The following is a 19,998-nucleotide window of genomic DNA, read 5'->3' on the forward strand; positions in this document are numbered from 1 at the left end:
GCAGGCGTCAGCCGAAGTATTCGTTGTAGTAGCGGGTGCAGGTGCCGGACGGCCGGAAGGTGTATGGCAATTCGGCCAGCGCGGCGGCTTCGAGCGAGCCGAAGGGGATGTCGGGGGTGTTCAGGCTGGCCGCTTCGGTGGCGTCGGACTGATGGGCGGGATGCTGGGCGTGGGCTTGCGAAGTCATTTTGCGGTACATCGAAAGGCCGGGCGGGCCGGCGATTGGCAACGCAACCATCCTAAAGCGCCCGCGCGCCGCGATCAGCCCCCCTGCGTTAAACACACTGTTGCGGAATCGCGCTCAATCGTGGCGGCTTGCGTGACGTTGGCGGCGGATGAACGCAACTCGCCGGTTGCGCCGACGCCTTCCTCGGCAAGGTCTATATTGGCCGAGGGGCACCACCGTGCGGTGCCCCGGCCGGGAACCTGCCGGCCTGCCAAACCGGGAGCGCGCCATGCCAGTCCCACCGTGCTTTGCCGATCGCCGCGAAGCCGGCCATTACCTTGGCCGCCGCCTGGTGGAGCTGGGCTTCGGCGCCGACAAGCTCGACCAGCCCGCGCTGGTGCTGGCGCTGCCGCGCGGCGGCGTGCCGGTCGCCTTCGAGGTGGCGCGCGCGCTCGGCGCGCAGCTCGACGTGCTGCTGGTGCGCAAGATCGGCGCCACCGGCTACCCGGAGCTGGCGCTGGGCGCCGTGGTCGAGGGCGATGCCGGCGGCGGCGGGCCGCATACGGTGGTGAACGATGATCCCTGGGCGCGCCGCGCGGTGGAAAGCGGCAGCTTCGATGCCGAACGCGGGCGCCAGCTCGACGAGATCGCCCGGCGCCAGCAGCGCTATCGCGGCGGCGCGCCGGTGCCGGCGCGGGCCGGGCGTACCGTGATCGTGGTCGATGACGGCGTCGCCACCGGAGCGACCATGCGTGCCGCATTGGAAGGCGTGCGCATGGCCGGTGCCGCACGGGTGATCGCGGCCACGCCGGTCGGCGCGCAGGAAGGGCTGGCCAGCCTCGAGCAGGCGGCCGACGAAATTGTTTGCCTGAATACGCCGCCCAACTTCGGCGCGGTCGGCTCCTTCTACCTGGATTTCACGCAGACCAGCGACGACGAGGCGCTCGGGCTGCTGCGCCAGGCGGCCAGCACGCGCGCGGGCTGACGCGCCAGCGGCAGCGTCAGGCCCGGGCGGCCAGGCGCCGCTTCAGGTGCGGCACCAGCCCGCCGGCGCCGAGGATTTCGCGCAGGAATTCAGGGATCGGCTCGCACGCCACCGTGCTGCCGTCGTCCAGGCGCAGCAGCGCCGTCTCCAGGTCCAGCGCCGCCCGGGCGCCGTCGGCCAGCCGGGCGGCCTCCGCGCACACCAGCACCGGCAGCCCCAGGTTGATCGCGTTGCGGTAGAACAGCCCGCCGAACGACAGCGCCACCACCGCGCCCACGCCCAGCTCGCGCAGCGCCTGCGGCGCCTGCTCGCGCGAGGAGCCGATGCCGAAGTTGGCGCCCGCTACCAGCACATCGCCCGGCCGCACGCCGGCGGGAAACTCGGGGCGTAGCGACGCCAGGCAGTGCCGCGCCAGCACGGGCAGCGGCGATTTCATCAGCACGGCGGGGGCCATGGCATCGGTGTCGACGTTGTCGCCGAAACGCCAGATGCGGCCGGCCGGGGTCGGGGCCGGAGCCGTGGCCGGGGTGGGGGCACTGGGAGCAGTCATGCAGAAGGTCTGGCCCGCCCGCGCGGGGGCACGGGGTCGGGCCGCGTGTTGTTATGTTCTTATGGCAGCAAGCTGCGCGGGTCGGTAATGCGGCCGGTGACGGCGCTGGCGGCCACCGTCATCGGCGAGCCCAGCCACACCGCGCTGCCGGCATCGCCCATGCGGCCGGAAAAATTGCGGGCGGTCGAGGCGATGGCGCGGCTGCCGGCGGGGAAGCGCGCGGCGCCATAGCCGGCGCAGGCGCCGCAGGCGTTGGGCAGCAGGCTGGCGCCGGCCTCGGCCAGGATGGCGAGCGTGCCTTCGCGTTCGGCCTGCTGCTGGTCGCGGCGCGAGGCGGCGGCCACCTGCAGCGTGACGCCGGGCGCGACCCGGCGTCCGCGCAACACGCGCGCGGCCATGCGCAGGTCTTCCAGCTTGGCGCCGGTGCAGGCGCCGAGGTAGGCGATCTGCACCGGCTCGCCGGCGGCCTGGTCGACCGGCGCGCTATTGGCCGGCGAATGCGGCGCGGCCACCTGCGGTGCCAGCGCCGCGGCATCGAAGCGGTGGTGCGCCAGCACCGGCGCCTGCGCGTCGGTGCGCCAGTGCGCCAGGTCGATCTGCGCCAGCACCTGCGCCGGCACGCCAGCCTGTGCCAGCCAGTCCAGCGTGACCGCATCGGGGGCGACCAGGCCGGTCTGCGCGCCCAGCTCGGCGCTCATGTTGGTCAGCGTCATGCGCTCCTGCATCGGCAGCGCGGCGACGGCGCTGCCGGTGTACTCGATCGCTTCGTAGCGCCCGCCGCCCAGGCCGAGCGTGGCGCACAGGAACAGGTTGATGTCCTTGGCGCAGACCCCGGGTGCGAGCATGCCGTCCCATTCCAGCCGGATCGTGTCCGGCACGCGCAGCCAGATCTCGCCGGTGGCCAGCACGCCGGCCATTTCGGTGGCGCCCACGCCGAACATATAGGCGCCGAACGCGCCGCCGGTCGGGCTGTGGCTGTCGCCGCCGACGATCAGGCGACCCGGCAGCACGTGCCCCCGTTCAGGCAGCACCACGTGGCAGATGCCTTCGGCATCGATCAGCTCGGCGCCGGCCTGGCGCGTCCAGTCGCGGGTGAAGCGCAGGATCGATTCGGCCTGGGCATCGCCGCCCGGCACGAAGTGATCGGTCACCACGACATAGCGCGACGGGTCCCACACGCTCACGCCGAGCTCCTGCAGCAGCGGCGCGACCCGGCGCGGGCCGCTGGAGTCATGCGACATGGCCAGGTCGACCTGGCAGATCGCCACCGTGCCGATCTCGGCATAGTCCAGTCCGGCCGCACGGGCGACCAGCTTCTGGGCCAGCGTCGCCGGCCTGGCCGTTGCCTCGGCGCAAGGCGAGTCCGCAGGCACGCTCATTCCGGCGATGCTCCCGAATACTTGACCACCGAGGCCCAGCGCTTGACGTCTTGCTTGACGAAGGCAGCAAACGCCTCGGGCGCCATGCCCACCGGCTGCGCGCCGTCGTTCTCCAGCCGCTTGCGCACCCCGGGTGACTCCAGCCCCTTGCGGGCCGCCTGGTAGAGCGCCTGCGTGACCTCCGCGGGTATGCCGGCCGGCCCGAACAGGCCGAACCACGCGCTCGACTCGAAACCCTTGACGGTCGCGCCGATCGGCGCGACGCCCGGGAACTGGGGCAGCGGCGCGGGGCTGGTCACGCCCAGCACCTTGAGCTTGCCTGCGCGCACGTGCGGCAGCACGTTGATCGTGCTGGCGAACATCAGGTCGCACTGTCCGGCCAGCACGTCGGTCAACGCCGGCGCGGTGCCCTTGTACGGGATGTTGACGATATAGGTGCCGGTCATCATCTTGAACATGTCGCCGGCCATGTGCAGCGACGATCCAACCGAACCGATGGCGAAGTTCAGCTTGCCCGGCTCCGCGCGCGCCAGCCGGATCAGTTCGGGCACGTTGTTGGCCGGCAGCTTCGGCGTGGCCACCAGCACGCTGGGCACGGTGGCGACCAGCGTGACCGGCGTGAAATCCTGCACCGGGTCGAAGGGCAGCTTCTTGTACAGCGTGGCGTTGATGGTGTGGCTGGTGAAGCTCATCAGCAGCGTGCTGCCGTCCGGCGCGCTCTTGGCGACCATATCGGCGGCGATATTGCCACCCGCGCCGGGCCGGTTCTCGACCACCACGGGCTGCTCCAGCAACTGCGACATCTCCTGGGCGATGGTGCGCGCCAGCGTGTCGGTGGTGCCGCCGGCGGGGGCGCCCACCAGGATCCGGATCGGCTTGCCGCCGGCAATCCCATGCCCCTGGCCCTGGGCCGCGGCGCCAAGCGGCAGGATCAGCCCGCAGGCGGCCAGCGCGGCAACCCGGCGCAGCGCGGTGCGGCGAGCGGGCACAGGCGGAGACTGACGGGTCGGGCTGGACGAAACCAGGCGGAACACTGGCATGACGACTCCTCGCTAGATGTGATCGGGAGTGCGCAGTATCGCCCGAAGCGGGTGTCCGCGCATCCCTTGCGTCGCGGGGGCTCGGACGCGTCAGTCGCGCAGGCCGGGGCGGGTCTCGCTTTCCACCCAGACGTTGGCGCTGTCCACGCCGGCGGGCGACAGTTCCATGCGGTATTCGTAGCGGTCGGGACGGTACTGGCCCAGTAGCAGTTGCACGGGGCGCCCGGCCTGGTCTTTCACCACGCGGCGCACCGCCAGCAGCGCGCCGCCCACCGGCACATCCAGCAGCGGCGCCACCACCACGTCGGCAAGGCGCGCCGACAGCACCTGGCTGGCGCGGCCCAGCTTGACGCCACCGGCTTCGAGCAGGCGCAGCACCGGCGTTTCCTCCAGTGCCTTGCGCGAGATCTGGCGGCCCAGGTCCGCAGGCAGGTAAACCGTGATATGCGACAGCGGCCGGTTGCGGTAGTGGCGCACGCGCACGATCTTGACCACCGGATCACCCGGCTGGATCCCCAGCGACTCGGCAACGTCGGGCGTGGCGTGGACTTCGTCGATCGAGATCACCTTCACCGACGTCTTCTGGCCCATGTCAATGATGTTGTCGAGCAGGCTGGAACCGCGTTCCTCGGTGGCCGACGCGGGACGCACGGGGTGCGGGTTGACGAAGGTGCCGAGCCCGCGATGGCGCCGCACCAGACCCTCCTGCACCAGTCGGTCGAACACGCGTCGCATGGTCACGCGCGAGGCGTGGAACTGCTTGGCCAGGTCGATCTCTCCCGGCAGGGGACCCTGGCCGAAGCGTCCTTCAACGATCTGCTGGCGCAGTACCACGTAAATCTGGTGATACAGGGGAACGACGGCTTCACTCATGGTTTCCCTTGTGGAGAGATGACAAGTCTGTAATGCCTCTAATGTACTTTAAATCAGACATAGAGCCTAGCAAGGATAGCGGTTGAGACGCTTCGGATACAACGCAAGCGCGCGGCCCTGCAGCTTGACCTCCGCTTTGCGCCAGGCCGGTGGCCGATCACACGGCGGTATCCGCTCGCGTGCAGGTGCCGCCGCGCCGGGGCCGGGCGGAAGGGCCGCTGATCAATGCACCGATGACCGGAAGCGGGCGGCGAAAAACGGACATTGGTGCTATGTGAGGCAGCCCACATGGGAGACGGCGGCGGCACCTCGAGGTTCGTGTTTCAGGGCCGATACGTGGCATGGCGCTTCGGGCAATTCCTAGGTCTATTCGCAAGACCTTGAAAACTAATGGATTTTTTTAGGGCCTTGACGTTGCCCGTGAGTCGCCTTGGGGGGCGCTGTCACAGCGGTGTGACATGTCGTTTGGCGTGCACAGCATGCAGGCCCCGGTTGTTGGCGCAAGCGGCCAGAAAGTTCCCCGGCTGGCACCGGGCAGGCCTTGTATCACAAGGGTTTGCCGTCTCGCGTGGCGAAGCTGGCACCGATTATGCGCTAGGGCTGGTCGGTTTGGCAGGATGCCGGACCTGAACCTCCAGCCGTCGTTCCGGACTTGAGCGCCGGCCGGAGGCTGAGCCGCAGTGACACTGTGAAATTATCCTGGGAGCTAGGAATGAAAAAAACCTTACTGGCGTCGGCGATTGCCATGGCATTTGCGGGGCAGGCCTGGGCGAATCCGGTCAACAACAATGATGATGTAAAGGGAGGCGGAAGCAACACCCAAACCGCCACGGCAACCTCGACCCAAAGTGGCGCCGGTCCGCAGGCGAATGAGTATTCGACGGCCATCCAGAAGAGCGACAGCAGCACGAACACCAAGACCACGACGGTTACCGTCGACAAATCCAAGAACAACTCCAACAACAAGACCAAGACCGATTCCGACAACCACCTGAAGGCCGTGGCGGCTGGTATCGGTAGTGCCGCCGCCGTGGGCGGGGCCGCATCGTCCACCATCTCCGACTCCTTCAACAAGACCACCGCCATCGCGGTGAGCAAGCTGAGTGGCACCGTGAGCGGCAACTATGTCCACGGCATCGGCAACTTTGCGCAGAACAACGGCAGCACCCAAGGCGGCGCCGGCTACGGTGGCAAGGGTGGCACGGGTGGCAACGGTGGTACTGGCCAGGGCGGCTCGGGCGGAGACGGTGCGCAAGGCGCAGTCGGTGCGCAGGCCTATGCCTCCAACGGCAGCGCCACGGCCGGTGACGCCAGGAGCGGAAAGGCCAACGCCGGCGATGGCGGAAACGGTGGCAAGGCCAGCAACTGGGGTGCCAATGGCGGCGATGCCTATGGCAAGGGCGGCAGCGCGCTTAGCGCGGCGGGCAGCAAGGGTGGTAGCGGCGGCGACGCCTACGGCAAGGGCGGCGGCGCACTGAGCGCGTCGCTTGGCGCGGGCGGGCGCGGCGGCAGCGCCGGCGCGATCGGCGGTGATGCCCTGGGTGCCAGCGCCGCCCTTGGCGGACTTGCCGGCTCGGCTGGTGGATCGGGCGGTTCCGGCGGTCGTGCCAACGGTGCGGGCAATAACGACACCGGTGGCGCTGGCGGCGCCGGTGGCGGCGCCGGGGCGGCGAGCGCAAGCGGCACGGCCGGTGCGGGCACTGGCACGGGCGGCGCGGGCACGGCGACCGGCGGTGCGGGCGGCGCCGGAACCTCCGGCGCGACCGCGAGCGGCGGTGCAGGTAGCGGCACGGGCGGTGCCGGTGGCTCAAGCGGTGCCGCTTCGACGGCAACAGCCGGCGCGGGCACGGCAACTGGCGGTGCGGGCGGCACGCAGACTGCCACGGGCGGCGCCGGCGGCGCTGGTGGTGCGGCGACTGCGGGCGCTGCCACCACGACTGCCTCGAACGGCAGCGCAACTGCCGGCGACGGCGGTAGCGGCGGCAACGGCGGCAACGGCGGCGCGGCAACCGGCGGTACTGGTGGTGCGGGCGGTGTCGGCAACGGTGGCCTTGGCGGTACTGGCGGCGCAGGCGGCTATGTCATGGTCGACGCAGGGACGTTCAATATGTCCAACGCCATGGCGAGCGTCGGCCAGTCCGCAGCGGGCGTCATGATGGCGAGCCAGAACAGCGGCGCCGCCTCGCTGACGCAGATGAGCGTGAACGTGCAGGCCAACGTCAACGCCAGGTAAGGCGCGCGGCATCGGCCCGGCCTGAGCCTTGTGCCCGGGACGGGCCGGCACTTCGATACCGACAGGACCGGCACCCGCACCCTGCGTGCGGGCGCCCGGCCCCTGTCCATGCCTACGCAGCCTAAATGTCTTCGCTGCCGCCCGGATGGGGGCGCGCGCGGGGCAGGGGAGGATGACACCATGCAATCGGTCCGCTTTGCCGTCGGGACACTCGCGACGGTCCTGCTGGCCTGGCCAGCGCTGCAGGCTCACGCGGAGCCGCCGGGGCTGGAAACTGCCATGGCCGCCGCGCGCAGTGCCGCGGCAGGCACTCAGGAAGTGGCGGCAGATACGACGCAGCCTGCCGCAGTCAATCATTTGTTTGGCGGGGTGGCGAAAGCTGTACCCGTGTCTAAACTAGACGATATCCGCGGTGGCGCGGAAGTCACCGTCAACGACATGCGCCTGCACGGCACGGTCGCCGAAAACGCCGCGTGGGATGTCGTGACTGGCACAAACCGGATCACCGAAGGCGCGTTCGCCAACGCGGCCGGGATACCCACCGCGATCCAGAACTCCGGCAACAACGTGCTGATCCAGAACGCAACGATCGTCAACGTCCAGTTCAGACCATGAAGCTGCTGCGCAACCTGTTGGCGTCTGTACCGTTCCTGCTGGCAGCGGGGGCCATTCCCTGTGCCAATGCCGCGGATGTCTATCTCTACGGTCCGGTCGGCGAACCTTACAGCGTCAGGGTCACCAGCGTTCGCGAAGCGCGCTTCAAATCCACGATCCGGCAGCAATACGACTTCAGCTGCGGCTCGGCCGCGGTGGCCACGCTGCTGACCTACCAGTACGGCCATCCGATGAACGAGGCCACCGTGTTCCAGACCATGTACCTCAACGGCGACCAGGCAAAGATCCGCGCCGAGGGGTTCTCGCTGCTGGACATGAAGCGCTTCCTGGCTGCGCTCGGTTATGAGGCGGACGGCTATGAACTGCCGCTGTCCAAGCTCGAGGAAACGCAGATCCCGGCCATCGTGCTGATCGTGGAGAACGGATACCACCATTTCGTGGTGGTCAAGGGTGTGAAAGGCAACCGCGTGCTGGTCGGCGATCCCGCCCGGGGAACCCGTGCCATTTCACGCGAGCATTTCGAGAAGATCTGGCAGAGCCAGCTGTTGTTCGTGATCCACAACCGCACGGACAACGCCCGCTTCAACCTGGCCGCTGACTGGCGCCTTGCGCCCCACGGCCCTTACTGGATGGGAGTCAACCGGGATAGCCTGTTCTTTACCGTCATGCCCAAGCATGGCGTTGGCGATTTCTGAGGAATGCATCATGTTGCAGACTTCCCTCCCGACCCCTGCAGCGCCTCGCACCGCCACGGCGGCGGCCGCGATGCTGCTTGGTGCGGGTCTGGCCTGTGCCGGCGTGGCACATGCCAGTTCGCTACCCCAGCCCGACAGCCTCGACCCGTCGGCGCTGCCCTCGCAGGCCGCTTCTGCCGGCGACCGGGACCCTACACCAGTGGCTGCCGCTCGCGGCAGCATGGCCGGCTGGAAACCGGTCGCACATGACAAGCTCGACGAAATGCGGGGCGGCTTCGAGGTGCCGGGCCTGCAGGTTTCGTTCGGTATCGAACGCGCGGTGTACATCAACGGGGCCCTGGTCGTCGCAACCAGCATTAACATCCCGGACGTCGGACGCATCACCGCGGACCAGGCGGCGCGCCTGGCGACGACGCTGGGCCCCGCCATCGTTGCTTCCACTAACGCAGCGGTCGATAGCGCGCTGGCGGGACTCACGGGCGGCGCTAACGGCTCCGCCGGTAGTTCGAGTGCCGGCAGTGCGAGCGCAGGCAGCGCGAGCGCCGGCAGCTCGGCGTCGGCCAGCGGTGCGGAAGGGGCTGCCTCGGCCACGTCGGCTGCGGCCAACGGCGGCAGCGCCAGTGCCAGCGGTGCCGCGGGCGCGGCCGGCCTGCCCGCTACCGTGGTGACGACCGGCACCGGCCAGGTGGTGACCAACGGCTTGCTGAACGTGATCCAGAACGGCCCTGGCAACGCGGCCGCGGTGGGATCGCTAGCCGGCACGCCCACCACGGTGATTCAGAACAGCATGGACAACCAGAGCATCCGGAGCCTGATGACAATCGACGCAGGCGTGAATACGCTGCAGGCTTTCCGGTCGCAATTGGCCAACGCAACGCTGCAGGATGCGTTGATGCGGGCCGCCAGCATGAGGTGATCGTAGCGCAGCAGAGAGCAGTACAGGTCGCGGGCTCCTGACCAACAGCCCGCCCGTCCCGGGGGAGGAAGACGTGATGAAGAAGCGGTCGATGCAGGGCATCCGGAATGCCGGGTGCTCGACGTTGCTGTTGCTCGGCGGCCTGGCGCAGGCCCAGGCGCCGGATGCGGGGGGACCCGCGGCAGGCCTGGAAACGCTGCAGAGGGAACTCGCCGAACAGGCCACCCAGCTCGACGCCATGAAGCGGGCGCTGGCCGAACAAGAGGCAGTCATCCGCGAACTGCGCAGCGTCATCAGCAATGAGATACTGGCCACCAAGCGCGGCGGCCAGGGTATCGGGGGCGGTGTGTCGCCGGCCAATAACGCCACCAATGCCGCCACCGCTGCGGCGGCGGCCAGCGCGACGCAGAGCCCGCCCAACGCGGTCAACAACCCGCAGCAGATCACGCTGCAGCCGCCGCAGGATGTTGCCCAGGGCCCGCAAGCGGGCGAGTCAGCCAACCCGCAAACCGTGGCCGTGGAAGAACCCGTGGGCCGTCCGCCCGAGCGCGAGACCCGGCCGCCCGAGATCGCGCCGATCATCGACCAGCCCGGCGTGCTGACCGCGCAGGGCAAGCTGGTGGTCGAACCTGGCTTCCAGTACGGCTACTCGTCCAACAACCGCGTGGCGCTGGTCGGCTACACAGTGATCCCCGCAATCCTGATCGGCCTGCTCGACGTGCGCGAGGTCAAGACCTCGACCTACATCCCGTCGATCGCGCTGCGCTATGGCGTGACCAAGCGGCTGGAAGTCGAGGCCAAGGTGCCTTACGTGAAGACCTCGGGCTCGACCATCAGCCGTGAAGTCTTCACAGGCACTGCCGTCGATAACGTATTCAATGCCAGCGGCGCCGGCCTGGGCGATGTCGAGGCGACGGTGCGCTACCAGCTCAACTACGGCAACGAGAAGATGCCGTACTTCGTCGGCTGGCTGCGCTACAAGTCGGCCACCGGCAAGGATCCGTTCGAAGTTGTGACGGATTGCGTGACACGCTGCGTGGGCAATACCACCGGCACGGGCCTGCCACTCGGGCTGCCGACCGGCACCGGCTTCCAGGCAATCCAGCCGGGTATCACCTGGCTGCTGCCGACCGATCCGGCGGTGTTCTTCGGCACCTTCAGCTATCTGCACAACTTTGCGCGCGACAACGTCAGCCGTACCGTGCTCAATGGCCAGACGGAGAACCTGGGCAAGATCGCCCCGGGCGACATCTTCGAGTTCAGCTTTGGCATGGGCCTGTCGCTCAACGAGAAGGCGTCGTTCAGTATCGGCTATGACCAGGCCATCATCTGGCCGACCAAGCAGAACGGACAGACCGTGCCGGGCTCGGTGCGCATCACGCAAGGCACGCTGCTGGTGGGCTACTCGTACCGCTTCAACGACCGCTACACGCTGAACCTGTCGGTGGGTGCGGGCCTGACGCGCGACACGCCCGACCTGCAGGTCAACCTGCGCCTGCCGATCACTTTCTGAGGCGGCTTTCGCCGCGCTTTTCCAGGCGTCTTTTGCGCACGTGACGCGTGCCTTGCACCGGCAGGGCACGCGCGCGCCTCACGTGCGCGCGTGCGTGCAGAGCGCCCCCGCGGTTGCCTTGCGCTTGCCCCCTGAACGGCGTACAACGAAATAACCCCGCGCCGTCAGCGGTACTTTCTCACCGGTCTACCCACACCATCGGCGCGGCCTGAACAAGGAGAGAGACATGCGCAAACGCATCTTCTGGTTGTTGCCCGACGTGGCGAGCGCCCGCCGCACCATGGACGACCTGCTGCTCGCCCGCGTCGAGAACCGCCGCATCCACTTCGTGGCGCGCGACGGCGAAGACATGACGGGGCTGCACGAGGCCAACCTGTTCCAGACCTCCGACATCGTCCATGCCGCGGAAATGGGCCTGGTGGTCGGCGGCGGCGTGGGCGTGGTCGCCGGTGCGGTGGTGGCGATGTTCCCGATCGTCAGCGATACGCCGCAGTGGGGCCTGGTCGGGGTGCTGGCGGTGCTCGGCGCGGTGTTCGGCGCATGGGCCGCGAGCATGATCGGCAGTTCTGCGCCCAACAGCCGCCTGCGCGCGTTCGAGAAAGACATCGAGGCGGGCAAGATCCTGCTGATGGTCGACGTGCCGCGCGGCCGCGTCGAGGAAATCGAAACGCTGCTGCAGAACGCGCATCCGGAAGCCCGTTTCGCCGGTCTCGATCCGGCCGTGCCGGCCTTTCCCTGAACCGTCCGCCGCAAGCCTTGCCGTCGCGACGGCAAGGTCATTCGCAGTCTCTCTTGCGCGCCCGCGCGGCGCGCCTTGACGCGCATCCCTTAGCGCGTAGGTGGCCACACCGGAACCGCTCTCCGGTTCCGGTGTGATGCCGCTGCAACACCCCCCTCCCTCTTGTTTGCCCTGACGTGACGCATGCGGTAATTTGCGCAACGGCGCATGGTGCTTGCCGTGTGCAGCGCCTCGGGCGCGCAACAGAAGAACGACATACAAGAGGGGACAATGATGAAGGCGAAATGGATCGCGTGCGGCGTGCTGGCCGCCACGCTGGGATGGGCCGCGCAAACCGCGCAGGCGGAACCGGGCGTGACCCGCAACACCATCCGCATCGGCCAGTCGGCCGGCATCACCGGCCCGGTCGCCGGTTCGGTCAAGGAACAGATCGCCGGCGCGCAGGTGTACCTGCGCACGGTCAACGCCAGCGGTGGCGTGGCGGGTCGGCGTATCGAACTGGTCACCTACGACGATGGCTTCGATGCCAAGCGCACGCCGGACAACGTGCGCAAGCTGCTCGACGACGACAAGGTGTTCGCGCTGTTCATGGTGCGCGGCACGCCGCAGAACGAAAGCATCCTGCCGATGATCGCCGAGCACAAGGTGCCGCTGGTGGCGCCGCTGACCGGCGCGATCACGCTGCACCGGCCGGTGAATCGCTACATATTCAACGTGCGCGCCAAGTACCAGGATGAAGTCGCGCGCGCGATCAACCACCTGGCCACCACCGGCATGAGCCGGATCGGCATCTTCCACACCACCGATGGCTTCGGCCAGGACGTGCTCGAAGGCTATACCACCGCGCTGCAGGCGCGCGGCATACAGCCGGCAGCGACCGTCAGCTTCGCGCGGCCGATCGGCGACATCAGCCAGGGCGTTGCCACCATGAACAAGGCCAACCCGCAGGCGGTGCTGGTGATCGGCTCGGGCTCGGAAGCCGCGCGCATCATCCGCGAACTGCGCCGCGCCGGCAGCCAGGCGCAGTTCGTCACGCTGTCGAACAACGCCGCCGATTCCTTTATCCGCGAGCTCGGCGACGATGCGCGCGGGCTGATCATCACGCAGGTGGTGCCGGGAACCAACTCCAGCCAGATGACGCTCGCCAGCGAGTACCGCAGCCAGGCGCGGCAGCAGGGCGTGGAGCCGTCCAACGCCGGCATGGAAGGCTTCATGTCGGCCAAGGTGCTGGTGGAAGGCCTGCGCCGCGCCGGGCCCGAGCCGACGCGCGAGCGCCTGGTCAGCGCGCTCGAAGGCCTGCGCGACTACGATCTTGGCGGCATCCTGATCAGCTACAGCCCGACGCGCCATACCGGCTCGTCCTTCGTCGAGATGTCGATTGTCTCGTCCACCGGCAAGCTGATCCGCTGAGCGCGCGGGTGGGCGCCTGGCAGGCCGGCTCCGCGCAACGTGGGCCGGCCTGCTGCGGTATATTCGCCCGCATGGCTACTCCTACCCCATCTCCCGACGCCGCCGCGCGTACCACCCCATTCTCGTTGCATGGCCGCGTCGCGCTGGTGACCGGCGGCGCGCAGGGCCTGGGCCTGGCGATTGCCGCCGGGCTGGCCGATGCCGGCGCCCACGTGCTGGTGGCCGCGCGCAGCGAGGCACGCGTGCATGACGCGGTCGCCACCCTTGCCGCGCGCGGCGGCAGCGCCGAGGCGCTGGTGCTGGACATCACCGATGAAGAGGCGGTCGAGGCAGCGTTCGCGCGGATCGATGCCGCCCACGGCCGGCTCGATATCCTGGTCAACAACGCCGGTGCGCGCAACCGCAGCTCGATGGCGCATCTCGATGCCGGTGACCTGCGCGCCATGCTCGAGACCAACCTGGTCGCGCCCTACACGCTGTGCCGCCACGCCGCGCAACGGATGCAGCGCGGGCAGTACGGCCGCATCGTCAATGTCAGCTCGATCGCGGGCCAGGTGGCGCGCGCGGGCGACGTGCTCTATCCGGCCACCAAGGGAGGGCTGGATGCGCTGACGCGCGCGCTGGCGGCGGACCTGGGCCGCTTCGGCGTCACCGTCAACGCGATCGCGCCCGGCTACTTTGCCACCGAACCGAACCAGCCGATGGTCGACGACGAGAGCGTGGCCGAGTGGCTGCGACAGCGCACCTCGCTGGGCCGCTGGGGCCGGCCGGATGAGATCGCGGGCGCGGCGGTGTTCCTGGCATCGCCGGCGGCCTCGTACATCACCGGGCACGTGCTGGCGGTCGACGGCGGTTACCTCGGCCACTTCTGACACGCCGCCAACGGCAAAGCGTACCCAATTCTGCGTGCCATTCCGCGACGGCGGCGGTGGCGTTTCAGCGCCGCGCCGGCGCCTTGCCGCCGCGGTAGAACGTCTGCAGGCTTTCGATCATCGCCGCGGCGGCCGCGGAGTCGCCGCGGTCCTTCATCCGCACCAGGCAGATATCGCGCACCAGTGACGGCAGCTGCAGCGGCCGGATCGCCAGGCCCTCGCGCCGGAACTGGAACAGCGCCAGCGACGGCACCGCGCTGATGCCGAGTCCCGCCTGGACCAGCGCCGCCACGGTTGCCAGGTGCTCCACCTCCATCACGCTGTGCAGCCGCAACGGATGCAGCGCCGCGTCGAGATGCTGGCGCACGCTGGTCGTGCGCGACAGCTGGATAAACGGCTCGCCCGCCAAGGCTTGCGGCGCGATGCGGCGCTTGCGCGCCAGCGGATGGCCGGCCGGGCATACCAGGTGGAAGGTGTCGCGCACCAGCGGCTCGACGCGCAAATCATCGTCCTGCGCCGGCGCGGGTGCCAGCGCAAAGTCGGCGCGGCCTTGCCGGACCAGTTCGATGCAGCCATCGGCAAGCTGATCGAACAGCTCCAGCACGATGCCCGGGTAGCGTGCGCGGAACTGTGCCAGCAACGGCGGCAAATCGCCGCCCGCCAGCGACGGCAGGGCGGCTATTGACACGCGGCCCTTGCGCCGCTCGGCGTGCGCGCGCAGGTCCTCGAATGCCGCTTCGAAATCCGCCAGCAACCGGCGCGCGGTCTGCTCGAAGCGCACGCCGTCAGTGCTCAGCTCCACGTGGCGCGTGGTGCGCTCGAACAGGCGGCTGCCCGCCTGCTCCTCCAGTGTCTGCACCAGCGCGCTGAAGGCCGACTGCGACAGGTGGCAGGCGCGCGCGGCGCGGGTGAAGTTGCGGTAGGACGCCAGTGCCACGAAGGCGCGCAGGTGCTTGACCGACAGGTTCATCGAGAATGCGAATTTATCCAGCAAGTCGATAGATTAATCCAAATAATCCGTTTTTTGGCTGGACGGGTGCGGCCTAGAATGGCTTCGACCCAGCCATCAACCTTTGCCCCCGACCATGACTGCTCCCTTGCTCATCGGCTCCGGCGCCGGCTTCTCCGGCGACCGTACCGACGCCGCATTGCCGGTGGTGCGCACGCTGATCGCCGCCGGCCAGCCCGCGGCGCTGATCTTCGAGACACTGGCCGAACGCACGCTGGCGCTGGCGCAACTGGCGCGGCGCAACGATCCCGCGCACGGCTACGAACCCCTGCTCGATGCGCTGCTGGCGCCGGTGCTCGGCCTCTGCCTGCAACATGGCATTGCCATCGTCGGCAATTTTGGTGCGGCCAATCCGCACGCGGCGGCGCGGCGCGTGCTGCAGCTGGCGGGCGAACTCGGCCTGCCTGCGCCGCGCGTGGCGGTGGTGGAGGGTGACGATCTCTCGCACGATGCCGGCCGCTCGCTGCTGCAGGGCATTCTTGGCGACGCCTTCGACGCCGGCCGCTTTGTCTGCGCCAATGCCTATATCGGCGCGCAAGGCATCGCCGCTGCGCTGGCCGACGGCGCGCAGGTGGTAGTGTGCGGCCGCGTCGCCGACCCGGCGCTGGCGGTCGGGCCGGCGATGGCGCATCACGGCTGGTCGTGGGACGACTGGGACCGGCTCGCCGCCGCCACCATGGCCGGCCACCTGCTCGAATGCGGGGCCCAGGTCACCGGCGGCTACTTCGCCGATCCCGGCATGAAGGACGTACCCGATGTCCACGCGCTTGGTTTTCCGATCGCGCAGCTCGCCGCCGACGGCAGTATCGAGATCTCCAAGGCAGCCAATACCGGCGGCTGCGTCGACCTGCGCACGGTCAAGGAGCAATTGCTGTATGAAGTCCACGATCCGGCCGCATACCTGACACCTGACGTCGTGGCCGACATCAGCGCCGTCACCGTCACGCAGATCGGCCCGGACCGCGTGGCGGTGCGCAACGTGCGCGGCCACGCACGGCCGGCGCAGCTCAAGGCCAATGTGTTCAGCCACGGCGGCTGGCTGGCCGAAGGCGAGATCTCCTATGCCGGCCCGAATGCCGCCGCCCGCGCGCGGCTGGCGGCCGACATCCTGCGCCGGCGCATGCAGATGCTGGGCCATGACGTGCCGATCCGCTTCGACCTGATCGGCGTGCTCAGCGTATTCGCCGACGACGCCGGCACGATGCTCGCCCGGCGCCAGCCGCACGAGGCCGAGGCGCAGGACGTGCGCCTGCGCGCGGCGCTGGCGCATGACGATGCCACGGTGGCGCAGGCGCTGCTGCGCGAGGTCAACGCGCTCTACACCTGCGGCCCCGCCGGCGGCGGCGGCGTGCGCACGGGACAGCGCGCGCGCCTGAACGCGGTGTCGTGCCTGGTGCCGCGCGAAGCCGTCACCGCCACGCATCGCTTCATCGACTGAGGACGACGCCATGACCACGATCGATACTGCCACCGCCGCGCTCTACCAGTTCGCCCACGGCCGCACCGGCGACAAGGGCGACCGCTCCAACATCAGCGTGATCGCCTACGACGCGCGCGACTACGAGCACCTGGTTGCCCACGTCACCGAGGACGCCGTGCGCGCGCTATTCAGCGGGCGCCGGCCCAGCGCCGTCACGCGCTACCTGGTGCCGTCGCTGCACGCCATGAACTTCGTCATCGACGGCGTGCTCGACGGCGGCGTCAATGACGCGCTCAACCTCGACACCCACGGCAAGGCGCTGTCGTTCCGCCTGCTGCAGCTGCAGATCCCGCTGCCACCGCGGCTGGTGCCGGCCGCACCCTGAATCTGCGCCAACAACGCGCACCAACAACGCGCACCAACAACGATTTCGACAGGAGACAACGATGCACCGATTCCTCAAGCCACTGGCCGCCGTCGCGCTGTGCGCACTGGTCCTGCCCGCGGGACAGGCGTGGGCCGAGTTCCCCGACAAGCCGATCCGCTTTGTCGTGCCGTTCGCCGCAGGCAGCGCCACCGACCAGCTCGCGCGGGCCATTGGCCAGGCCATCACGCTGGACAGCAAGGTCACCGTGGTGGTCGACAACAAGCCCGGCGCCAACGGCTTTATCGCGGCGTCTGACGTCGCCAAGGCCGCGCCCGACGGCTACACCGTGCTGATCAGCACCAACACCACGCATGCCGCCAACGAGCACCTGTTCAAGAAGCTGCCCTACGACCCGGTCAAGGACTACGCGCCGGTGACCGCGCTCGGCCGCGGCGGCCAGATCATGGTGGTCAATCCGCAAATGCCGGCCAAGACCGTGGGCGAGTTCATCGCGCTGGCAAAGAAGCAACCGGGCAAGCTCAGCTTCGGCAGCGGCAGCTCGTCGTCGCGCATCGCCGGCGAGCTGTTCCAGCAGATGGCGCACGTCGAACTGCTGCACGTTCCGTACAAGAGCAACCCGCTGGCGATCACCGACCTGCTCGGCAACCAGATCCAGATGATGATCACCGACACCGCCACGGGCCTGCCGCAGGTCAAGAGCGGCAAGCTGCGCGCGTTGGGCGTATCGGGCAAGGCGCGCTCGCCGCTGGCGCCCGACGTGCCGACCATCGACGAGGCCGGCGTCAAGGGCTACGAGATGAGCTATTGGTTCGCGGCATATGCGCCGGCGGGTACGCCGCAGCCGGTGGTGGCCAAGCTCAACGCGATGATGGTGAAGGCCGCGCGCAGCGACACTGCGGCCAGCTTCTACCAGTCGACTGGCACCGAAGTGTTTGCCAGCACGCCCGCCGAGCTCGCGAAATTCCAGGTGCAGGAGTCCGGCAAGTGGGGCCGCATCATCAAGGCGGCGAATATCCAGCCTGAATGACGGCGAGCCGCTGCAAGCTCGCATGAATGGAAAACGGGGCCATATGGCCCGTTTTTTTACGCAGAAGTAGGTACGCTTTGGTCGGGCGTACCCATTTCTGCGTGGCTTTTTCTGGGTCGTTTCGCGTTGTTCATTTGCAGCGCTTCCCGGCGTCCTGCGTGCTTTTCCGGTGTGTCGGCATCCGGCTTAACATACGCCTTTGTCTCCCTCGACAACAACCAACAACAAGGAACCAGACATGAAGCTGCAGTCCGCCGCGCGCCACGCCGTCGCCCGACCTGGCCACGCCATGCACAAGGCGCTGCGCCTGCCTGCCATGGTGCTGGCCGCGGCGATGGCAACGGCCTTGCTGCCGGCCTCGCTCGGCAACGCCCATGCCGCCGCGGCACAGCAGAAGACGCAGGTGCCGGGCTACTACCGCATGATGATCGGCCAGCTGGAAGTCACCGCCCTGTATGACGGCTACATCGACCTCGACCGGAAGATCCTCAAGTACACCAGCGCCCGCGAAGTGCAAAGCCTGCTGGCACGGATGTTCGTCGAGTCGACGCCGGGCATGCAGACCGCGGTCAACGCCTATCTGGTCAATACCGGCAGCAGCCTGGTGCTGGTCGATACCGGCGCGGCGGCATGCTTCGGCCCCACGCTCGGGCGCATCGGCGACAACCTGCGCGCGGCGGGCTATGCGCCGGAGCAGGTCGACGCCGTGCTGCTGACGCACCTGCATGGCGACCATGCCTGCGGCCTCGCCGTGAACGGTCAGCCGGCCTTCCCTAACGCGACGGTCTTTGTCGACAAGGCCGACGCGGACTACTGGCTCAACGAAGCCAATGCCGCCGCGGCGCCGAAGGAAGCACAGGGGCTGTTCGCGATGGCACGCGCCGCGGTCGCGCCGTACCAGGCGGCGAACCGGTTCCGCACCTTCAACGGCGGTAACGGCGCCGAACCGGTTCCGGGTGCGCGCGCGCTGCCCGCCTACGGACATACGCCGGGCCACAGTGGCTACCTGTTCACCTCGGGCAAGGAAAGCCTGCTGCTGTGGGGCGACATCATCCACAGCCATGCGGTCCAGTTCCGCCGGCCGCAGGTGGCGATCGAGTTCGATACCGACAGCCATGCCGCGGTGATCATGCGCAAGCGCATCCTGGCCGATGCGGCCAAGGGCAAGCTGTGGGTGGGCGGCGCGCACCTGCCGTTCCCCGGGCTGGGCCACGTGCGCCGCGACACCGCCGGCTACACCTGGGTGCCGGCCGAGTACGGCCCGATCCGCGCGGACCGATAGGCGCGGACCGATAGGCGGGAGCGCACGCCGCGTTTTTTCGCCTAGAGTCATGCCATGGGCCCGCGCCGGACCGGCATGGGCCGCCGTCCCATGCCGGAGGCGCGCCATGGCAACCCCTGCAACCCCTGCATCCCCGCTCCATCCCAAACGGCGCCTGTTGCTGGGCGCCGCGGCCTGCACAGCGCTCGCCGCCAGTCTGCCGCGCGCTGCGCGGTCACAGGCCGCCGGCGGCAATGCTGCGGCGCAGCCCATTGGCGTGATCGGTGCAGGCCGCATCGGCGGCACCATTGGCGGGCTGTGGGTCAAGGCCGGACATCCCGTGCTGTTCTCCTCGCGCCACCCCGAAGCCCTCAAGCCGATGGTCGCAGAAATGGGTACGCTAGCCCGGGCCGGCACCGTGGCCGAGGCCATCGCCTTCTCCGATGTGCTGTTCCTGGCCACGCCCTATGGCGCCCTGCCGCAGCTCAGCCGCGACCACGCCGAGGCGTGGCGGGGCAAGATCGTGCTCGACGCCACCAACGCCTTCGACCAGCGCGACGGCCCGATTGCCGAAGAGACCAGGCGCGACGGCATCGGCCTGACCACGGCGCGCTACCTGCGCGGCGCGCGCGTGGTGCGGGCGTTCAACTTCATGGGGGCGGCGCAGTTCGCCAGCGAGCACCACCGGCAGGGCGGGCTGGTCGCGGTGCCGATCGCGGGCGACGACAAGGCTGCGCTGGACGTGGCGGCGCAACTGGTGCGGGATGCGGGCTTCGAGCCGGTGGTGGTGGGTCCGCTGTCCAGCGCCGACCGCTTTGCGCCGGGCGGGCCGCTGTTCAGGCAGGTCGGTACGGCGGAGGAGTTCCGGCGCAAGATGGGCGCGCAGTGAGACGCGCGCGAGGATCAG

The 19,998-nt window shown here is 69.0% G+C and carries 20 protein-coding genes; 14 read left to right on the top strand and 6 right to left on the bottom strand.

Annotated features, from left to right (window positions below; translation table 11 throughout):
- Positions 1-7: 7 nt before the first annotated feature.
- On the bottom strand, positions 8-187 hold the full coding sequence (locus tag VSR71_RS14150; protein ID WP_342914483.1) for a hypothetical protein: 180 nt from the start codon (positions 185-187) through the stop codon (positions 8-10).
- 268 nt (positions 188-455) lie between these two features.
- Between VSR71_RS14150 and VSR71_RS14155 the strand changes: the two genes are divergently transcribed.
- Positions 456-1,151 carry a phosphoribosyltransferase gene (locus tag VSR71_RS14155; RefSeq protein WP_342914484.1) on the top strand — a complete coding sequence of 232 codons (696 nt, stop codon included), beginning with the start codon at positions 456-458 and terminating at the stop codon, positions 1,149-1,151.
- A gap of 16 nt (positions 1,152-1,167) precedes the next feature.
- Here VSR71_RS14155 and VSR71_RS14160 read toward each other — a convergent pair whose 3' ends face one another.
- The 4 genes from VSR71_RS14160 to VSR71_RS14175 form a co-directional block, all read right to left on the bottom strand.
- On the bottom strand, positions 1,168-1,701 hold the full coding sequence (locus VSR71_RS14160; RefSeq protein ID WP_342914485.1) for a 3-isopropylmalate dehydratase: 534 nt from the start codon (positions 1,699-1,701) through the stop codon (positions 1,168-1,170).
- Positions 1,702-1,760: 59 nt separating this feature from the next.
- Positions 1,761-3,080: a 3-isopropylmalate dehydratase large subunit gene (locus VSR71_RS14165; protein WP_342914486.1), complete on the bottom strand. Its 1,320-nt coding sequence runs from the start codon at positions 3,078-3,080 to the stop codon at positions 1,761-1,763.
- Positions 3,077-4,120 carry a tripartite tricarboxylate transporter substrate binding protein gene (locus tag VSR71_RS14170; protein ID WP_342914487.1) on the bottom strand — a complete coding sequence of 348 codons (1,044 nt, stop codon included), beginning with the start codon at positions 4,118-4,120 and terminating at the stop codon, positions 3,077-3,079. Before VSR71_RS14170 ends, VSR71_RS14165 begins: the two co-directional genes overlap by 4 nt.
- A 90-nt stretch (positions 4,121-4,210) precedes the next feature.
- Entirely contained in the window at positions 4,211-4,993 is a 783-nt protein-coding gene (locus VSR71_RS14175) for a GntR family transcriptional regulator (RefSeq protein ID WP_342914488.1), read from the bottom strand.
- 712 nt (positions 4,994-5,705) lie between these two features.
- Between VSR71_RS14175 and VSR71_RS14180 the strand changes: the two genes are divergently transcribed.
- The 8 genes from VSR71_RS14180 (at position 5,706) to VSR71_RS14215 (ending at position 13,986) form a co-directional block, all read left to right on the top strand.
- A complete protein-coding gene (locus VSR71_RS14180) occupies positions 5,706-7,226 on the top strand; it encodes a hypothetical protein (RefSeq protein ID WP_342914489.1) in 1,521 nt (506 codons plus the stop codon).
- 180 nt (positions 7,227-7,406) lie between these two features.
- Positions 7,407-7,841 (top strand): hypothetical protein, encoded by a 435-nt coding sequence (locus VSR71_RS14185; RefSeq protein ID WP_342914490.1) that lies wholly within the window; start codon positions 7,407-7,409, stop codon positions 7,839-7,841.
- Positions 7,838-8,536, top strand: a complete 699-nt coding sequence (locus VSR71_RS14190; protein WP_342914491.1) for a C39 family peptidase — start codon at positions 7,838-7,840, stop codon at positions 8,534-8,536. Before VSR71_RS14185 ends, VSR71_RS14190 begins: the two co-directional genes overlap by 4 nt.
- 10 nt (positions 8,537-8,546) lie before the next feature.
- A complete protein-coding gene (locus tag VSR71_RS14195; protein WP_342914492.1) occupies positions 8,547-9,452 on the top strand; it encodes a flagellin in 906 nt (301 codons plus the stop codon).
- A 76-nt stretch (positions 9,453-9,528) separates the two neighbouring features.
- A complete protein-coding gene (locus VSR71_RS14200) occupies positions 9,529-10,965 on the top strand; it encodes an acetate kinase (RefSeq protein ID WP_342914493.1) in 1,437 nt (478 codons plus the stop codon).
- A 226-nt stretch (positions 10,966-11,191) separates the two neighbouring features.
- On the top strand, positions 11,192-11,704 hold the full coding sequence (locus VSR71_RS14205) for a DUF1269 domain-containing protein (RefSeq protein WP_133097127.1): 513 nt from the start codon (positions 11,192-11,194) through the stop codon (positions 11,702-11,704).
- 273 nt (positions 11,705-11,977) lie between these two features.
- The gene (locus VSR71_RS14210) at positions 11,978-13,114 is read left to right on the top strand and encodes an ABC transporter substrate-binding protein (protein ID WP_342914620.1); all 1,137 of its coding nucleotides are present in this window, start codon (positions 11,978-11,980) and stop codon (positions 13,112-13,114) included.
- 71 nt (positions 13,115-13,185) lie between these two features.
- Positions 13,186-13,986 carry an SDR family oxidoreductase gene (locus VSR71_RS14215; RefSeq protein WP_342914494.1) on the top strand — a complete coding sequence of 267 codons (801 nt, stop codon included), beginning with the start codon at positions 13,186-13,188 and terminating at the stop codon, positions 13,984-13,986.
- A 64-nt stretch (positions 13,987-14,050) separates the two neighbouring features.
- Here the strand turns inward: VSR71_RS14215 and VSR71_RS14220 are convergent, their stop codons facing one another.
- On the bottom strand, positions 14,051-14,956 hold the full coding sequence (locus VSR71_RS14220) for a LysR family transcriptional regulator (protein ID WP_342914621.1): 906 nt from the start codon (positions 14,954-14,956) through the stop codon (positions 14,051-14,053).
- A 115-nt stretch (positions 14,957-15,071) separates the two neighbouring features.
- Between VSR71_RS14220 and VSR71_RS14225 the strand changes: the two genes are divergently transcribed.
- The 5 genes from VSR71_RS14225 (at position 15,072) to VSR71_RS14245 (ending at position 19,980) form a co-directional block, all read left to right on the top strand.
- Entirely contained in the window at positions 15,072-16,433 is a 1,362-nt protein-coding gene (locus tag VSR71_RS14225; protein ID WP_342914495.1) for an acyclic terpene utilization AtuA family protein, read from the top strand.
- 10 nt (positions 16,434-16,443) lie between these two features.
- Complete coding sequence (locus tag VSR71_RS14230) at positions 16,444-16,800, top strand: AtuA-related protein (protein ID WP_342914496.1); 357 nt, start codon at positions 16,444-16,446, stop codon at positions 16,798-16,800.
- Between the two features lie 61 nt (positions 16,801-16,861).
- A complete protein-coding gene (locus VSR71_RS14235; protein ID WP_342914497.1) occupies positions 16,862-17,830 on the top strand; it encodes a tripartite tricarboxylate transporter substrate binding protein in 969 nt (322 codons plus the stop codon).
- Between the two features lie 289 nt (positions 17,831-18,119).
- Complete coding sequence (locus tag VSR71_RS14240; RefSeq protein WP_428979404.1) at positions 18,120-19,112, top strand: MBL fold metallo-hydrolase; 993 nt, start codon at positions 18,120-18,122, stop codon at positions 19,110-19,112.
- A 106-nt stretch (positions 19,113-19,218) separates the two neighbouring features.
- Complete coding sequence (locus VSR71_RS14245; protein ID WP_342914498.1) at positions 19,219-19,980, top strand: NADPH-dependent F420 reductase; 762 nt, start codon at positions 19,219-19,221, stop codon at positions 19,978-19,980.
- Positions 19,981-19,998: the final 18 nt, after the last annotated feature.

This window comes from Cupriavidus oxalaticus (genome assembly GCF_038900635.1).
Taxonomy (GTDB): domain Bacteria; phylum Pseudomonadota; class Gammaproteobacteria; order Burkholderiales; family Burkholderiaceae; genus Cupriavidus; species Cupriavidus oxalaticus_B.

Bases quoted from the DNA above. Each gene is read 5' to 3' on its own strand.
- VSR71_RS14150 (WP_342914483.1), bottom strand. From the start codon at position 187: ATGACTTCGCAAGCCCACGCCCAGCATCCCGCCCATCAGTCCGACGCC.
- VSR71_RS14155 (WP_342914484.1), top strand. From the start codon at position 456: ATGCCAGTCCCACCGTGCTTTGCCGATCGCCGCGAAGCCGGCCATTAC.
- VSR71_RS14160 (WP_342914485.1), bottom strand. From the start codon at position 1,701: ATGACTGCTCCCAGTGCCCCCACCCCGGCCACGGCTCCGGCCCCGACC.
- VSR71_RS14165 (WP_342914486.1), bottom strand. From the start codon at position 3,080: ATGAGCGTGCCTGCGGACTCGCCTTGCGCCGAGGCAACGGCCAGGCCG.
- VSR71_RS14170 (WP_342914487.1), bottom strand. From the start codon at position 4,120: ATGCCAGTGTTCCGCCTGGTTTCGTCCAGCCCGACCCGTCAGTCTCCG.
- VSR71_RS14175 (WP_342914488.1), bottom strand. From the start codon at position 4,993: ATGAGTGAAGCCGTCGTTCCCCTGTATCACCAGATTTACGTGGTACTG.
- VSR71_RS14180 (WP_342914489.1), top strand. From the start codon at position 5,706: ATGAAAAAAACCTTACTGGCGTCGGCGATTGCCATGGCATTTGCGGGG.
- VSR71_RS14185 (WP_342914490.1), top strand. From the start codon at position 7,407: ATGCAATCGGTCCGCTTTGCCGTCGGGACACTCGCGACGGTCCTGCTG.
- VSR71_RS14190 (WP_342914491.1), top strand. From the start codon at position 7,838: ATGAAGCTGCTGCGCAACCTGTTGGCGTCTGTACCGTTCCTGCTGGCA.
- VSR71_RS14195 (WP_342914492.1), top strand. From the start codon at position 8,547: ATGTTGCAGACTTCCCTCCCGACCCCTGCAGCGCCTCGCACCGCCACG.
- VSR71_RS14200 (WP_342914493.1), top strand. From the start codon at position 9,529: ATGAAGAAGCGGTCGATGCAGGGCATCCGGAATGCCGGGTGCTCGACG.
- VSR71_RS14205 (WP_133097127.1), top strand. From the start codon at position 11,192: ATGCGCAAACGCATCTTCTGGTTGTTGCCCGACGTGGCGAGCGCCCGC.
- VSR71_RS14210 (WP_342914620.1), top strand. From the start codon at position 11,978: ATGAAGGCGAAATGGATCGCGTGCGGCGTGCTGGCCGCCACGCTGGGA.
- VSR71_RS14215 (WP_342914494.1), top strand. From the start codon at position 13,186: ATGGCTACTCCTACCCCATCTCCCGACGCCGCCGCGCGTACCACCCCA.
- VSR71_RS14220 (WP_342914621.1), bottom strand. From the start codon at position 14,956: ATGAACCTGTCGGTCAAGCACCTGCGCGCCTTCGTGGCACTGGCGTCC.
- VSR71_RS14225 (WP_342914495.1), top strand. From the start codon at position 15,072: ATGACTGCTCCCTTGCTCATCGGCTCCGGCGCCGGCTTCTCCGGCGAC.
- VSR71_RS14230 (WP_342914496.1), top strand. From the start codon at position 16,444: ATGACCACGATCGATACTGCCACCGCCGCGCTCTACCAGTTCGCCCAC.
- VSR71_RS14235 (WP_342914497.1), top strand. From the start codon at position 16,862: ATGCACCGATTCCTCAAGCCACTGGCCGCCGTCGCGCTGTGCGCACTG.
- VSR71_RS14240 (WP_428979404.1), top strand. From the start codon at position 18,120: ATGCACAAGGCGCTGCGCCTGCCTGCCATGGTGCTGGCCGCGGCGATG.
- VSR71_RS14245 (WP_342914498.1), top strand. From the start codon at position 19,219: ATGGCAACCCCTGCAACCCCTGCATCCCCGCTCCATCCCAAACGGCGC.